Source organism: Caldichromatium japonicum (genome assembly GCF_011290485.1).
Taxonomy (GTDB): Bacteria; Pseudomonadota; Gammaproteobacteria; order Chromatiales; family Chromatiaceae; genus Thermochromatium; species Thermochromatium japonicum.
Window position 1 is genome coordinate 1 of the sequence record NZ_CP048029.1, and the last position, 14,693, is coordinate 14,693.

Genomic DNA, 14,693 nt, shown 5'->3' on the forward strand with positions numbered 1-14,693 from the left:
GTGGCCTTGTGGGAACAGTGCGTCAATCAACTCAAGGCTGAGCTGACATCGGCCGAGTTCAACACCTGGATCTTACCGCTGCAAGCACGGGTCGAGGGGTCTTTGCTTCGGCTTTTAGCACCCAACCGTTTCGTGCTCGATTGGACGCGCACCCATTATAGCGAGCGTCTGCGCGAGCTAAGCCAGCGTTATAGCCAGGGGAGGATCTCTGAGATCCAGTTCGAGATCGGCGGATTTGAGCGGCGAGCAAGCGACCGCGCCCTCGAAGGCCAGATGCGGGGAGGTGAAGCCGATCTCGCCGCGCGCCGCGCCGCCGCGAATCTCAATGCCGATTTTTGTTTCGAGACCTTCGTCGAAGGCAAATCAAACCAATTGGCACGCGCGGCTTCGATCCAGATCGCCCGTAATCCAGGCGCTACCTATAACCCCTTGTTCATCTACGGCGGGGTGGGGCTGGGCAAGACCCATCTGATGCATGCCGTCGGCAACCTGATCCTAGCCTCGCAACCCCAGGCGCGGGTCATCTATCTCCATTCGGAGCGCTTTGTCGCCGAGATGATCAAGGCATTGCAACACAATCGCATCAAAGAGTTCAAAAAGACCTACCGCTCGGTCAATGCGCTCTTGATCGACGACGTCCAGTTCTTTGCTGGCAAGGAACGCTCGCAGGAGGAGTTTTTCCATACCTTCAACGCGCTTTTGGAGTCACGCCAGCAGATCGTGTTGTCGAGCGATCGTTTTCCCAGGGAGGTCCCCGGGGTCGAGGAACGCCTGCGTTCGCGCTTCGGCTGGGGGCTGACGGTGGCGATCGATCCTCCCGATCTGGAGACCAGCGTAGCCATCCTGCATTCCAAGGCCAGTTTGCTAAAGGTCAATCTCCCCGAAGATGTAGCCTTTTTCATCGCCAGTCACATCCGCTCCAACATCCGCGAGCTCGAAGGGGCTTTACGGCGCCTGGTGGCCAATGCCCATTTCACTGGGCGACCCATTACCCTGGACTTTACCAAACAGGCGCTACGCGACGTACTGGTGGCTCAGGACCGGCAGGTCAGCATCGAAAACATCCAGCGAACGGTCGCCGAATATTACAAGTTGCGCCCTAGCGATCTACTCTCGGCGAAACGCAGCCGGGTGCTGGCGCGTCCGCGCCAAATAGCGATGGCACTCGCCAAGGAACTGACCCGTCACAGCCTGCCCGAGATCGGCCAAGCCTTCGGCGGACGTGATCACACCACCGTCCTGCACGCAACCCGCAAGATCAAAAGCCTACGCGACACCGATCCTGGGATTGCCGAAGACTATCACAACCTGCTGCGTCTTCTGACCCTATAACGATTCAATAGGGCCAGGCAATCGATACAATCTCGCTACGTCAGTGATTTATCTAACCATGAAGAGATGGAGCCTGTGATGGAATTCGTTGTCGATCGCGAGGTGATCCTACCAGCGCTGAATCGAGTCATCGGGGTGATCGAGCGCCGCCAGACCCTGCCGATCTTGGGCAATTTTGCCGTGCTCACCGGCGAGGACCGCCTCTTGTTGACCGCTTCGGACCTGGACATCGAGGTCAAGACCCAGTGCCCAGCCAAGGTCATCGAATCTGGTGAGACCACCATCCCCGCGCGCAAGCTCTATGAGATCTGCCGCAGCCTCGGCGATGGCACCGAGATCCGGCTCAAGGTGCGCGACGACCGCTGCACCCTGACGGCAGGCCGCTCCCGCTTTACCCTCGCCACCCTGCCGGCCCAGGACTTTCCCTGCATGGAAAGCGGCGTGCCCTTCTTGCGCCTGAGCCTCCCTGAACATCTCCTGCGCCGCCTGATCGACAAAACGGCCTTCGCTATGGCCCAGCAGGACGTGCGGCATTATCTCAATGGTCTGCTGTGGGACTTCAAGGACGACACGCTGGTGACCGTCGCCACCGATGGCCATCGTCTCGCCAAATATGTCACCCTTGTAGATGCCCCCAGCGAGACGCCGCTGCAGGCGATCGTGCCTTATAAGACGGTGTCCGAGCTCAAGCGACAATTGAAGAGCGCCGATGGCCTGGTTCAGATTGCGGTGGGCGAGCGCCATATCCACATCGCCACCCCCGAGTTCGCCTTAACCTCCAAACTCATCGATGGCCGCTTTCCCGACTATGAGCGCGTGATCCCTGTTGCATCCGGCGAGCCGGCGGTCAGTAACCTGGAGGACCTGCGGCGTGCCTTGAATCGAGTCGCGATCCTATCCAATGACAAATACCGCGGGGTGCGGCTCGATTTTGCGTCCGGGGCCCTGCGGATCACCGCCACCAACCCCGAGCAAGAAGAGGCGGAAGAAGAGGTCGAGCTCAGCTATAGCGGTGAACCCGTCTCAATTGGCTTCAACGTTGCCTATCTCCTCGATGCCCTCGGCGCGATCGATGAGGAGATGGTCGCTATCCAGATTCAGGATGTCAGTAGCTCGTCGCTGTGGCGGGGCCTGGGCGCCGAGGCGGAGACCTATGTGGTGATGCCGATGCGTTTGTAATACCCGGCGCGCCGGATGGTTCCACGTGGAACATAGCGCCGCATCCACCGAGTCAGGTCTTTATTGGCTCAAGATCGAGTCTCTGCGCAATCTCAGACGGATCGAGCTTGAGCTCGATTCACCTGTCCTGGTGGTCACTGGTGCCAATGGTTCAGGTAAAACGACATTTCTTGAATCCATCTATCTGCTCGTGCGTGGACGTAGTTTCCGCGGCTCTAAGGCCGGTCCGCTGACAACGCACGGCGCTATCCAGACCTGCCTCGAAGCGCTGTATCGCCCAGCCGACCGCTTACCGCTGCGGATACGCTATCGCAAGGACCCTACGGGATCGATCCATGAGATCCACCCCCCCCTCGGGCCTGGTGAGCGCCCGCTCTTTCAGGTCAAACTGATCGGCGAAAACACCCAATCACTCGTCGAGGGCGAACCTAGCCTGCGCCGCCGTTTTCTCGACTGGAACCTCTTATACGCCAAACCCCGTCTAATCCAACTCCATCAGGACTTCAACCGTGTCCTCATGCAGCGCAATGCAGCACTGCGTGCGGGGCGCGGTCAAGAACGGCTATGGGATCTAGTCTTTATCGAGCTGGCTGAGGCCATGGATCGGCAGCGCGCTCGTTTCCATGCTGAATGGCAGGCTGAGTTTCAGCGTTTGAGCGCTGCCTACCCCTTTCTTCAAGGGGTGGAGCTTTGCTATGAGCGCGGATGGCCCGAGGGTCGGGAGCTCAGCGAGACACTCAAGGCCGTCGCTGATCAAGAGCGATTACGCGGCTATACCCTAGTTGGACCCGCGCGCGCCGATTGCCGGGTCAGATCAGCGCACGGCGGTTTCTCGCGCGGCCAAGCCAAGGCTGTAGTCGTCCTGTTACAGCTTGCCGCCGAGCGCGTCCATCAGGCGCATGGCTGTCCGCCTGCCCTCTGGCTGCTCGATGATCTGGAAGCCGAGCTGGACAGCGCGCTAGCGAGCCGTTTGTGGATGGACATCCAGGCCACAGGCGGTCAGGTCATCGCGACCCGGGTGGGGCAAGAGGGGGGTTTGGGGATCTTCGCCCAGGGGAAGGCGCTTTCGCTTGTTCGCCTGACGCAGGCCCAGCAGTCAGGCTGACGGATCAGGCCTCTTGAGGGCGCAGCCTCTAGATGCCCTGGCAATGGCTGCACTCAGACCACCTCATGGCCGACCCCTGCCTTGCCAACCGCTTTTAGCAGGGATCTCGACCCAAGCGACCAGCCCCCCGCCGGGACGGGGTTCTAACCTCACCTGCCAGCCATTGACCCGCGCCAGCTCGCGCACGATGGCCAAACCGAGACCAACGCCACCGGTCTGCGGGCTGCGGGAGGATTCAAGCCGCTGAAAGGGTTCAAACATGGACTCGATGCGTTCGGGCGGGATGCCCGGTCCACGGTCGAGCACCCCCAGCCGACAAGAGCCCTTGTCCTCGACACAGACCAGCTCGATCGGGCCTACGGGCGCATGGCGCAAGGCATTGTCCAATAGGTTGCTGAGCGCGCGCTGCAGGGCGTGCCGAGCGATAGGACGCGGGCAAGGCGGGCAGTGCATGCTGATCTGGCGGCCTGCAGTAGCCGCCATCTCGGCCAACTCATTAAATAATATCGCTAGATCGCTCTCCTGAGGCGGTTCACGCTCGAGACCGCGTGCAAGATCGAACAGGGTTGCGATGAGTGCGTTCATCTCCTCGATGTCGCGCTCGAGCCGCTCGATCAGAGCCGGCGATGGGTTTGACCTGAGCATCTCCAGCGCCAGACGCATACGGGCAAAAGGGGTGCGCAGATCATGCGAGACCCCGGCCAGCAAGGTCGTCCGCGCCGATAAGAGATGATGGACCTGGCAGGCCAGCGCGTTGAAACGACGCGCCAGCGAGACGATCTCGGCAGGCCCGGTCTCGAGCAACAGCTCAGGATATTCCCCTTCGCCGATACGGATCGCTGCAGCCTCAAAACGCGCCAGCGGCGCACTGATCCGCTGCGCCAGCCACCAGGCAAAGCCGCTTGCCAAGGCGAAACCGCCGCCTAACGCCAGCGCGATCGCCGAATAGGGTTGGGTGGCAAGTCGCGCGCGCGGCAGGCCAACCGCAAGCATACCTGCACCCGTGGGAATATCTGCCCAATACCAGATGACATCGCCGATCCGCTCGCTGGCGAGATGGCGCGATTCGCCGAGACGCCGCGAGAGGGCTGCCTCGAGCAGATAAAAATAGGGCGGATGCCATTCATCGCGACCCTGACCGGCAGGCTCGGCGCGCAAGGCGAGTTGGTAGTTGTCCATCAGCTCGTGCTCGAAGGCCGGGCGCGTTTCGGGAGGCAGTTCGACCCAGGTCTGGGCAGCGAGGATCATCAGGCCTGCCAGGTCATCGGTCGAACGCTGGGCCAGGGGCAGCATGATGAAGGCGGCAAACGACAAGCTCGCCAGCAGTTCGACCCCCAAAAATGCGGCTGCCAGCAACAGGGCAGTCTGATGGGCAAGACGCAGCGGTTTCACCTCTCGCCGCCATGCGGATTGAAGAGATAGCCCTCGCCGCGCACGGTGCGGATATACACCGGAGCTGCCGGATCGGGCTCGATCTTACGCCTGAGGCGCGTCACCCGGATATCGATGCTGCGGTCGAAGGGATGGCGCTTATATCCCTTGAGCAGATCGATCAAGGTGTCGCGCGAGAGTACGCGGTTTGGACGGGCGATAAAGACGGCCAGCAGATCGAATTCCGCCGAGGTCAGCGGACCTCGACACCATCGCGCAATAGCCGACGCCCGGCGAGATCGAGGGCATAAGGCCCGAAATGCTGGAGCGACATAGCGCTCTCGACCCCGGTGGCAGCAGGATGAGCGCGCCTGAGCAGCGCCCGCAGGCGGGCGAGCAGTTCGCGTGGGCCAAAGGGCTTGGCGAGATAATCATCGGCACCGACCTCCAGGCCGATCACCCGATCGATCTCCTCGCCGCGGGCCGAAAGCATCAGGATGGGGACATTGGATTGCGCGCGCAGGAGGCGGGTGAGCGCCAATCCATCCTCCCCCGGTAGCATCAAGTCGAGCACAATGATATCGGGAAACCGCTCGGCAAGCGCGATGCGCATCGCCGACCCGTCGGCGACGGCCCGTACCGCAAAACCATTAGCCGCCAGATAGTCGCAGAGCAGTTCGCGTAAGGCCGGATCATCATCGACGACCAGGATGTCAGGTCTTAGAACGAGCGCGGATTGAGTCGGTTGGAGCGTGGGGGGATGACCGCCTGGCTGCCCTGTGCGGTCACCGTTTCGACAAGGGCATCCGAGTCGTAACCCTTGTCGGCAATGACGCACTCGGTCGGTTGGTCCTGGATCAACGCCGCGGCCTGCTCGATGTCGGCGACCTGCCCTGCCGAGAGAATGACGCGCAGCGGATTGCCCAAGGCATCCACCGCAACGTGCAGTTTGGTCGTCAACCCGCCCCGCAAGCGACCGATTTCCTGTTGGCCCGCTTTTTTGGGGCGCCAGCAGAATGTGAGTGGGCGCACACGATGGTCGAGTCGATGAACAGATGCTCCATGTCGGCATCGCCTTGCAGTGCGGCGGCCACGCGCTCCCAAACACCTTTCTCGCGCCAGCGCGAGAAACGCACATATGTCCGGTGCCAGTGGCCCAGCTCGGCTGGCAAATCGCGCCACAGACAGCCGGTGCGCATGATCCAGAGCACGGCTTCGACAACGCGCCGGTTGTCCCTCGCTGTGCAACCCGGATCGCTCTTCTTCCCCGGTAACAGCTGCTCAATGCGTGCCCACCGCTCATCTCATAACATCTTCCGCTCCATCCTGACTCCTGCGCAAAAGTCAGGATATGACCAGACTTCACCCACTGTGAACAGCCCCTCGCCATGTCAGTGACTGTGAACGATTTATGCAACCTCGCTTGCATATGACATAGCACTATGCGCACGATTGAGAAGAGGACCTAGACTGTGCTCCATACCGAATACTTTAGCGCCAAGCCGGCAGACAAAGGTTGCCGGATACCGATAGATACATTGTGAAACATCCCGCAACCATGGGTTGCAGATAGGACATCAGCCGGTTACACCGCGGGGGGATGATCGCCTCACCGGAAGCGATCATGAAAACGCAACTGACCAGCCTTTGCCTATTGTTGCTTGCTGCCGCGCCAGCGGGGGGTCAATCCCCGGCGATACCGAGCAGCGAGATCCTGCGTCCATTGAATCTCTCTCTGCCACGGGAAGCGCTGTCGATGCCCTCAGGTGTCTCCCGCAATGAGGACACAGGGATCGCCTTGCCCAGTCTAGGCGAGCAGGACGGCACATCTCAGCCCTTTCTGCGTTATGGCGCTGGCTATGAGGCACGCCGACGCAATATGGGTAGGGACGGCATAAACGGATTTGGTGCCGGAAGCGGTGCAGCGCCGGGCAAGGGCGGCGGCATGGGTCGTGGCCGGTAATTCAACCCATTGCATAGCAGAGGATGACATGAACAAACTAGGCACACTCACGATCCTGGCGGTTGCCATCAGCTTATCCACTGGCGCCTCGGCGGCTGGACCTAGCGGTCCCTTGGGCATGACGGGCAACCAGGATCAGGTCAGCGGCAGGGGTCTGAGTACACAGCTAAACGGTTCTGGCATGGAATCACAACTGCGCAGGCAGACCCGAGATCCGTCCAGTCATGCGGCGGGACAGCCCACCCAGCAGCGCAATATCACCTATACCCCTGAACAAATCGCCACCCTGTTGTGGATGATCGAAGAGGAAAAACTGGCCGGTGATCTATATGAAGCATTCTATGATCAAACCAAACTGCCGGTGTTCGATCGCATCGCTGCCGCCGAGGACAGACACATGGATAGATTGGTTGCGCACGCACAGCAGGCGAATGTGGATGTTGCCCCCATCCTGGCGCTACCAGCCGGTCAATTCGTCAATCATGAGCTCCAGGCGCTGTATGACCAACTACTGCAAGCCGGCAGCCTGTCTGCCGAGGCGGCCTTGGCAGTCGGTATCCAGGTCGAGCAGGACGATATCGCTGCATTGGAGGCGGCGATCGCTGAAGCGGCAGGTACTCTGCTAGAGACCGTCTATTCCCATCTGCAAGCTGGATCGGAACACCATCTGGCTGCCTTTGATCTCTGGTCGAAAATCTGACAACGGTGTATCCATTCATACGCCGGCGCTTGCCGGCGTCCCTGCTTGCCAAGCTGGCAGGCAGGGCAGGGTGATCGCCTGCGTTCGAGGCTGTTATATTTGGCATTGGAGCAAATGCCCTCAGGCATCGAAATGCCGTCGGATGCACTCTTCGAGCAGTGCGCGCGCGCTCCTCTCGTCACTCGTCTTAAGCTGGGCGTGGATCTCGGCGGAGAGTGAGCGGAAGACTTTCATCACCGCCGGCTCAAAATGGTGACCGGTGTCGTGCTCCAGGATCGCCATCGTCTCCTCAAACGAAAAGGGCTCCTTATAAGGTCGCTTTGAGGTGAGGGCATCAAAGACATCGGCCACCGCAAAGATGCGTGCTGCCAGGGGAATCGCCTCTCCCGCCAAGCCGCGCGGGTAACCGCTGCCGTCCCATTTCTCGTGATGGGCGGCGACGACCTCCTGGGCCCCATGCAGCCAGCCCATGCCGCTGACGATCTCCTCGCCTTGGCTAACGTGGGTCCGCATGATCCTCATCTCCTCATCGGTGAGCCGCCCGGGTTTCAACAGGATCGCATCGGGGATGCCGATCTTGCCGACATCGTGCAAAAAACTGCCGGCGATCAGAGCCTGCATCGACGCGCCCGAAAGTCCTAGCGCCTCGCCGATCTTCGCAGCGATCCAGGCAACACGATAATTGTGTGCGCCGGTATCTGAATCACGCTTGGCGATCGCGCGGCCCAGAGAATCCATCATCGAGATGTGCGAGTCGAGCACCTCGCGCGCTTTCCTCTCGTTGTCGGCCGACAGATGCACCACCACCGGATAGATGACGAGACCACACAGGAGCGACGAAAGACCAGCGATCAGGGCGGCGATCAGGGCGCTTTCTGTTATCTTCTCGTACTGCCAGTCGGGCATTATGCGCATGCCTTCAAAATAACCGGTGAGCGGACCGCCGCTTTGTTTGAGATCGGCAGAGAGCGGCACAAAGACACGCAGGACCCATCGTCCATCCGGCAGGGACAGGCTTTCGTATGAGGGCTGCGTATAGCTCGGCCGACCGTGTTTCGGCAACATGGGCTCGACCAGCTCACCTGCAACCGTTATCGCCTCGGCGAGCTTCTCGCCGTTTGGGTCATAGATCTCGGCGATATCGAATAGCCCCCCGACGATTTGGGAGGCCGCGTCGATGGCATGGGCCTGAGCATCAGGTCCAGTAAGATCAAAGGCATTAAAGTGATGCAATAGACGCCTGGATTCCTCCATGGCCAAGGCAACAATATCTTCTTCAGCGCGCTCATGTGCCACTAACCAAGCCAAGGAGCTCGCCAAATTAGCGAGCAAGAGACTTATGGCAGCGATGCGGCGTGCAGCGCGACGGCGAAATAGATTCATAGACTTTCACCTGATGAGCGGGATACAGCCTGTACCAAGCAGATGCCAGTTGCCTGAAACTGCCCTGCCCGCAATTCTTTTGGACACGCAATTGGGGTAAATAGACGTGTGTGAAGAAGGAGCGGGAAATGCTGAATGAGAGTGAGGGTGGTGGGGTTGCGCTGGGTGCGCTGGAAGGGGCGCGTAGCGCGGCGGGCGAGGTCAAGCGCTGGTCGTCGGGGCGGAAGAAACAAATCGTGCTGCGCCTGCTGTGGGGCGAATTGGTGGATGCCCTGTTGCGTGAGCTGGCGGTGCCGATATACCGGCTGGAGGAGTGGCGCGACCGGGCGCTGGCGGGGATCGATGCAGGGCTCAAGGAAGGCGAGAACGATCCGGTTGAGAAACAACGCGATGATGCCAACTGGCGCATTGGCGAGTTGGTGATGCAAGTCGAGATCCTGCGCAAGGAAAGGCAGGCGAAGCGTCCTTGGGTCGGCAGGAGGTCGTTGCGATGAGCCAGATGATCTCGCCGGGTACTGGAGTTCGCCCGCTCGACCCTTGACGCCCAGCAGTCCAGAGAGAGCGCCAAGGTGGTTCTGCTGCATCCGACGCGGCGCGGACCGAAGCCGAAGATTTCTGACGTCGACCTACTGGCCGCCATTCGAGCTGACCTAGAAGCTTCGCCGTTCGTCGGCGAAGGCCATCGCAAGGTCGGGGCGCGGCTGCGCATCCTTTCTGGCATCCGCGTGTCCAAGGATCGCGTCTGCCGCCTGATGCGCGAGAACGCCTTGCTGTCGCCGCACCGGGTACCGCAGGGTTCGCCCTCTGCCCACGATGGGTCGATCCAGGCCGAGGCGCCGAACCAGATGTGGGGCACCGACGGCATCCGCATCCAGACCGTCGACGCCTGCTGTGTCAGTATCCATAGGGCTTCAGGCCGAGTTCAGCACTACCGCCGCCTACGCCGGCAAGGGGCTCAAGCTGCGCATGGATCATGGCACGCAATACACCGCCGACGACTTCCTGAAACAGATCGCGTTCTGGGCTATCGACCAGAGCCTCGCCTTTGTTGCTGAGCCCCAGACCAATGGCGTGACCGAACGCTTCAATCGGACGCTGAAGGAGCAGGCCATCCACGCACGCCTCTTTTGCAACCTTAAAGAAGTCCGGCAGGCTGTCACCGAGTTCAGGAATCGTTACAATCGCCACTGGCGACTCGAAAAACTGGGCTTCATGTCACCCCTCGAAGCCCGGCAGGCTTATGCCCTCCAAAAGGCCGCATGAACTGCAAACCAGTGTCCAATCAACTGCGGGCAGTACAACATGGGCTGTTTAGCATGCAACATAAGGCGCTTCTGTTCCACGTGAAACATGGTGGCCGGCTCCATCTGCTGTCAATTGTTCCACGTGGAACCTATGGGGTCTCTCAACAACCCCTCGGGCCTGGGGTCAATCCTTTTCCCAGGGTCCGTAACCTGGGATATTCACCCGATCTTCGTCAAAATCGCCTTTGTTTGCGTCGGCATGGCAGCGGTCGCATTGGCTGAAGCTCTTGACCTCTGGGTTGTCCGCCACCAGGCGCGGCGGGATCTCGTCATGCTTGCGGATGAAATAGGCTGCCTGGGTGATCCGCGGGAGATCACCCCCGGCCTCGTCTGGGTTGGCAAAAGCGGCGAACGCGCGCTCGCGGCTGCGGCGCGATTGATCCGCGGCGTTTGCGATGAGATAGGACTCGATCGCAGCGCGCGTCTGCTCGGGGAGGCTGGCATCATCGCCATAGTGAGCAGATAAAGATTCTGGGCTTATGATCCGCCGCCAAGCGCCCTCGGTCAGCAGCCCAGGGGGATAGGACAGATGACAGGAGCCGCATTCCTTAAGATAGGCGGGGTCTGTAGCAGGTGCGATATTAGCTTGAATCAGCGAGCGTTCCTTGCGCTCCTCACGGCCTTTGCCCCGCTCGTCGCCGTCATCATCGCTAAGCGCAATCCCCAATGACCCAAAGCCAAGCAACAAGGCGGTCGTAGTTAAGAGGAGATGGATGCGTTTCATGGTGCAATACCCCTATGCGCTTGGAATCTAACTATTGCGTTTGGAGATAGGCGAGGAAATCCGCCTTCTCAGCTGGCGTGCATTCGCGCCCAAGGGTCCAGCGACAATTGCGGGCAAACCATTTCTCGACCTTTTCCGGTTCCTTGAGACGTTGGGGATTGACCGAGGGGGCCATGGGCTCAATCACCTTGCCGGTGTTGACCTGACGCCCAGGCTGTTTGAGGTCGCGTCCATGACAGGTGACACAGCTGCGCGCCGGTGAGCCATCGGCCTGCGGATATTCCTTGACCCAGGCCATTTCGCCCGCTTTGGGGTCACCTGCCGCCCAAGAGACGATTGCGCAGACCAACAATGCACTCGAAATACCCCAGGCGATGAGATGCTGTTTCATGTGATTACCCCTTTTTGTAACCGCTGATCATGGCGGCGATCAGGTTTTCACGATGGATGAGGCTCGAGACCAAGACCCCACAAAGATGGATAATGATCAGGCTAAGGGTAAAATTGGCTAGGACCTCATGGATCTCCTCCAATCCCTCGCTGAATTCTCCAGAAAATCCGTGCATTAGCCCGGCCAAGGGACCGGCAAACTCCTCGGCGCCATAGAGCGCAAGACCGCTTAAGCCGGTCGCGGTAAGGCTGACTAACAAAAGCAGGATCATGGCCCCGCCGGCAGGGTTGTGTCCGAGATAACGCGGCGCCTTGCCCTGCAAGATGCCGTGGAGATATTCAAGGATGGAGCGTGGTCCGCGCACAAAGTCGCTGAAACGGGCATAGCGGGTCCCGATCAGTCCCCAAACGACACGCACGCCGATCAAGGCGAGCACCAGATAGCCGGCCCAGACATGGAGATTCAGGATCTCATCCTCGACCAGATAGGTCGTGGCAAAGGCCGCGACCAGCGACCAATGAAAGGCGCGCACCATGGGGTCCCAGACGCGGATAGGGGTTGCCAGTGGATCTGGATGTGCGCCCTGAAGGGTCGTCGCTACTGGGTTTGACATACTCGGTTCCTCCTACGGATGGGTAAAATGGCCTGAAAGCAGTTCGGTTATAGGCCGCTGTCGCAGGAAACCGTGCGGCCCAGGGTCCGTTCATGGATCAACGACAGACGAAGTAGCACCTGCGCTGATCCTGGTCGGGTACGGGGATAGAGCTTAATGCGTGGCTGCTGAACACCGCCTGAACGAATATGTCAGCTTGTTGTCAGGCAATCTGTCCCACAATGACAGCCAAGTAGATCAATTAGGGGCCTCTCCCATGTATCACATGCTGCTGGCTGGACTCCTCGGCCTGCTCAGCCCCTTGAGCCTGGCTCATGAACCTCCTTCTGATCGCCCCTGGGATCACGACCACGAAGAGGCGCGTGCTGCGCGGACGCGCGGCGAGATCCGCCCGATTGCCGAGATCTTGCATGGAGTCCAGGCTCAGTTTCCTGGGCAGTTGCTCGATGTGGAACTCAAAAAGGGCAAAAAGGGCCGCCCCTGGGTCTATGAACTCAAACTGCTGACCGCGGATGGACGGCGCCTGGAGCTTGCAGTAGACGCCTGCAATGGGCGGGTTTTGAAACTGGGGGACGAAGACTGATGCGGATCTTGGTCGTTGAGGACGATGATCAGGTCGCAGAGATGGTTGAACGGGCGCTAAGTTCGGCCGGCTTTGTGGTTGAGCGCGCCCGCGAGGGACAGATGGCCTGGTTTTTAGGCGATACCGAGCCCTATGCTGCGATCGTGCTCGATCTCGGTCTACCCCGTCTTGATGGGCTCTCGGTGCTGCACCGCTGGCGGGCTGCCGGTCAACAGGTACCGGTGTTGATCTTGAGTGCGCGCGGAGACTGGACCGAGCGGGTCGAGGGGATCGAGGCAGGGGCCGATGACTATCTCCCCAAACCCTTTCGCGTCGAAGAACTGGTCGCACGGGTACGGGCGTTAATCCGCCGTACTGCCGGTCAGCCGACATCTGTCCTCGAACATGGGCCCTTTCGCCTCGATACCCGTCGCCAGCTCCTTACCCGCGACGGCGTACCGGTTCATCTCACCCCTCAAGAATATCGCCTGGTCAGCTATCTCATGCAGCATGCGGGGCGGGTGGTCTCGCAACAGGAGCTGACCGAGCAGCTCTATGCCCAGGATTTTGAGCGCGATTCCAACACCATCGAGGTGCTGGTGGGACGGGTGCGCCGTAAACTCGGGCCGGATCTCATCAAAACCCGACGCGGCTTCGGTTATCTGATCGAGCACGAGGGACAGGGTCAATAGAGATGCCTGGGGCCGGTCGCTCATTGCGTGGGCGTCTGTGGCTTGCGGCTGGGCTGTCGATCGCTCTGGCCTTATTGATCGCTGCCTTTAGCTTAAGCGGTCTCTTTGCAAGACATGTCGAACGCCATCTCGCCTCCGAGCTGGATGACTGGCTCAACCAACTGGCCGCCGCCGTGACCATTGACCCTGACGGCTCCGTGCGCCTCACCCATGCCCTGCGCGAACCGGCATTTAACCAACCGCTGAGCGGCCTCTATTGGCAGGTCGATCGACGAGGGCAGCCTGGGATATTACGCTCGCGCTCGCTGTGGGATGAGGTTTTGAGGAGCCCTAATGATCCAGACCCTGCGATCCAGACCCTTTATCTCAATGGGCCAGCGGGTCAGACCCTCTTGGTGCGCACCCGCTGGGTGCGCACCAACCGCGGGTCACCGGACGCTGAACTGCGGCTGATCCTGGCGCGCGATCGTTCAGAGATCAAACAGGCGCGCGACCAATTTGCTGCCGACCAGCGGCCCTATCTGCTTTTAATCGCCCTCCTTCTGCTCTTGGCCACTGCTGTCCAGATCCAGACCGGACTTGCCCCTTTGGAGTCACTTCGCCGCGAGGTCGAGCTGATCCGCTTGGGACGGGCCGCGCGTCTCTCGGCCCAGGTCCCAGATGAGGTACAGCCGCTGATCCATGCGCTCAATGACCTGCTCGATGCACGGGAGCGCGCGATCGAGCGGGCACGGGCCTGGACGGCCGATTTAGCGCATGGGATGAAGACCCCGCTCAATGTATTGGCAGCCGATGCCGAACGTCTGCGCCGTGCCGGACATCCTCAGCTTGCCGATGATTTAGAGCAGCTCGCTGAGACCATGCGCCGGCAGGTCGAGCGCGAGCTGATCCGCGCGCGGGTGCGTTCTGGTCAGATCCCCACAGCTGTCGGCGCCGACTTGGGCAGTACCCTAAGGCGTATCCAGCAGGTCTTGACGCGGACACCTACCGGTGAACGCCTGAGATGGCAGATGAGCGTGCCGGCTGGCATCCAGGTGGCCTTGATGCCAGAGGATCTGTTCGAGCTCCTCGGTAATCTGCTCGAGAACGCCAATAAATGGGCACACACTCGGGTCGAAGTGTATGTGCATCTAGCCCCGCCCGAGGTCATGATCGAGGTTGCGGACGATGGGCCCGGCGTGGATGAAGTGCATTGGTCGCGACTGGGTGAGCGCGGTTTAAGGCTGGATGAACAACAGGCCGGTCATGGTCTAGGGCTTGCCATTGTGCGAGATGTGATCGATGCCTATGGCGGAGCGCTAGCCTTTGGACGCGCCGAAGCAGGTGGGCTAAGCGTTCGGGTGCGTCTGCCCTTGATCAAATAAGCACATCGGC

General features: G+C 60.4%; 19 protein-coding genes. 10 read left to right on the forward strand and 9 right to left on the reverse strand.

Annotated features, from left to right (window positions below; translation table 11 throughout):
* The 3 genes from dnaA to recF all read left to right on the forward strand — a co-directional run bounded on the left by dnaA (nt 1) and on the right by recF (nt 3,616).
* The gene (gene dnaA / locus GWK36_RS00005) at nt 1-1,332 is read left to right on the forward strand and encodes a chromosomal replication initiator protein DnaA (RefSeq protein ID WP_166268961.1); all 1,332 of its coding nucleotides are present in this window, start codon (nt 1-3) and stop codon (nt 1,330-1,332) included.
* A gap of 78 nt (nt 1,333-1,410) precedes the next feature.
* Nucleotides 1,411-2,511 (forward strand): DNA polymerase III subunit beta, encoded by a 1,101-nt coding sequence (dnaN, locus tag GWK36_RS00010; RefSeq protein ID WP_166272252.1) that lies wholly within the window; start codon nt 1,411-1,413, stop codon nt 2,509-2,511.
* 25 nt (nt 2,512-2,536) lie between these two features.
* On the forward strand, nt 2,537-3,616 hold the full coding sequence (gene recF, locus GWK36_RS00015) for a DNA replication/repair protein RecF (protein ID WP_166268962.1): 1,080 nt from the start codon (nt 2,537-2,539) through the stop codon (nt 3,614-3,616).
* Nucleotides 3,617-3,679: 63 nt separating this feature from the next.
* On the opposite strand, the gene GWK36_RS00020 is transcribed toward recF, so the two are convergent.
* Genes GWK36_RS00020 through GWK36_RS00035 form a run of 5 tightly spaced genes read right to left on the reverse strand, consistent with a single transcriptional unit; the run spans nt 3,680 to nt 6,273 of the window.
* The gene (locus GWK36_RS00020; RefSeq protein ID WP_166268963.1) at nt 3,680-5,008 is read right to left on the reverse strand and encodes an ATP-binding protein; all 1,329 of its coding nucleotides are present in this window, start codon (nt 5,006-5,008) and stop codon (nt 3,680-3,682) included.
* Nucleotides 5,005-5,268, reverse strand: coding sequence for a winged helix-turn-helix domain-containing protein (locus GWK36_RS15735; RefSeq protein ID WP_343033174.1), 264 nt, complete (start codon nt 5,266-5,268; stop codon nt 5,005-5,007). The genes GWK36_RS00020 and GWK36_RS15735 overlap by 4 nt, the downstream gene beginning before the upstream one ends.
* On the reverse strand, nt 5,241-5,699 hold the full coding sequence (locus tag GWK36_RS00025; protein ID WP_343033175.1) for a response regulator: 459 nt from the start codon (nt 5,697-5,699) through the stop codon (nt 5,241-5,243). Before GWK36_RS00025 ends, GWK36_RS15735 begins: the two co-directional genes overlap by 28 nt.
* Nucleotides 5,700-5,707: 8 nt before the next feature.
* Complete coding sequence (locus GWK36_RS00030) at nt 5,708-5,947, reverse strand: transposase (protein WP_166268965.1); 240 nt, start codon at nt 5,945-5,947, stop codon at nt 5,708-5,710.
* Nucleotides 5,944-6,273, reverse strand: a complete 330-nt coding sequence (locus tag GWK36_RS00035) for an IS5 family transposase (RefSeq protein WP_343033176.1) — start codon at nt 6,271-6,273, stop codon at nt 5,944-5,946. The genes GWK36_RS00030 and GWK36_RS00035 overlap by 4 nt, the downstream gene beginning before the upstream one ends.
* A gap of 338 nt (nt 6,274-6,611) precedes the next feature.
* Between GWK36_RS00035 and GWK36_RS00040 the strand changes: the two genes are divergently transcribed.
* Both GWK36_RS00040 and GWK36_RS00045 read left to right on the forward strand, forming a co-directional pair.
* On the forward strand, nt 6,612-6,950 hold the full coding sequence (locus GWK36_RS00040) for a hypothetical protein (protein ID WP_166268969.1): 339 nt from the start codon (nt 6,612-6,614) through the stop codon (nt 6,948-6,950).
* A gap of 28 nt (nt 6,951-6,978) precedes the next feature.
* Nucleotides 6,979-7,650, forward strand: a complete 672-nt coding sequence (locus tag GWK36_RS00045; RefSeq protein WP_166268971.1) for a DUF2202 domain-containing protein — start codon at nt 6,979-6,981, stop codon at nt 7,648-7,650.
* Between the two features lie 120 nt (nt 7,651-7,770).
* Here GWK36_RS00045 and GWK36_RS00050 read toward each other — a convergent pair whose 3' ends face one another.
* Nucleotides 7,771-9,033 (reverse strand): HD-GYP domain-containing protein, encoded by a 1,263-nt coding sequence (locus GWK36_RS00050; RefSeq protein WP_166268973.1) that lies wholly within the window; start codon nt 9,031-9,033, stop codon nt 7,771-7,773.
* Between the two features lie 128 nt (nt 9,034-9,161).
* Here GWK36_RS00050 and GWK36_RS00055 point away from each other — a divergent pair, with 128 nt between their 5' ends.
* Together GWK36_RS00055 and GWK36_RS00065 are read left to right on the forward strand one after the other, a co-directional pair.
* Nucleotides 9,162-9,527: an IS3 family transposase gene (locus GWK36_RS00055; RefSeq protein WP_166268975.1), complete on the forward strand. Its 366-nt coding sequence runs from the start codon at nt 9,162-9,164 to the stop codon at nt 9,525-9,527.
* A gap of 397 nt (nt 9,528-9,924) precedes the next feature.
* A complete protein-coding gene (locus GWK36_RS00065) occupies nt 9,925-10,296 on the forward strand; it encodes an integrase core domain-containing protein (RefSeq protein ID WP_246237597.1) in 372 nt (123 codons plus the stop codon).
* 165 nt (nt 10,297-10,461) lie between these two features.
* Here the strand turns inward: GWK36_RS00065 and GWK36_RS00070 are convergent, their stop codons facing one another.
* The 3 genes from GWK36_RS00070 to GWK36_RS00080 are packed head-to-tail and all read right to left on the reverse strand — an operon-like array spanning nt 10,462 to nt 12,065.
* On the reverse strand, nt 10,462-11,061 hold the full coding sequence (locus GWK36_RS00070; protein ID WP_166268981.1) for a cytochrome C: 600 nt from the start codon (nt 11,059-11,061) through the stop codon (nt 10,462-10,464).
* Between the two features lie 31 nt (nt 11,062-11,092).
* Nucleotides 11,093-11,452 carry a DUF1924 domain-containing protein gene (locus GWK36_RS00075; protein ID WP_166268983.1) on the reverse strand — a complete coding sequence of 120 codons (360 nt, stop codon included), beginning with the start codon at nt 11,450-11,452 and terminating at the stop codon, nt 11,093-11,095.
* A 4-nt stretch (nt 11,453-11,456) separates the two neighbouring features.
* Nucleotides 11,457-12,065, reverse strand: coding sequence for a cytochrome b/b6 domain-containing protein (locus tag GWK36_RS00080; RefSeq protein ID WP_166268985.1), 609 nt, complete (start codon nt 12,063-12,065; stop codon nt 11,457-11,459).
* A 256-nt stretch (nt 12,066-12,321) separates the two neighbouring features.
* On the opposite strand from GWK36_RS00080, the gene GWK36_RS00085 reads away from it, so the two are divergent.
* The 3 genes from GWK36_RS00085 to GWK36_RS00095 are packed head-to-tail and all read left to right on the forward strand — an operon-like array spanning nt 12,322 to nt 14,683.
* Nucleotides 12,322-12,648, forward strand: coding sequence for a PepSY domain-containing protein (locus GWK36_RS00085; protein ID WP_246237598.1), 327 nt, complete (start codon nt 12,322-12,324; stop codon nt 12,646-12,648).
* A complete protein-coding gene (locus GWK36_RS00090) occupies nt 12,648-13,319 on the forward strand; it encodes a response regulator transcription factor (RefSeq protein WP_166268987.1) in 672 nt (223 codons plus the stop codon). The genes GWK36_RS00085 and GWK36_RS00090 overlap by 1 nt, the downstream gene beginning before the upstream one ends.
* A gap of 2 nt (nt 13,320-13,321) precedes the next feature.
* The gene (locus GWK36_RS00095) at nt 13,322-14,683 is read left to right on the forward strand and encodes a sensor histidine kinase (protein WP_166268989.1); all 1,362 of its coding nucleotides are present in this window, start codon (nt 13,322-13,324) and stop codon (nt 14,681-14,683) included.
* Nucleotides 14,684-14,693 lie beyond the last annotated feature (10 nt).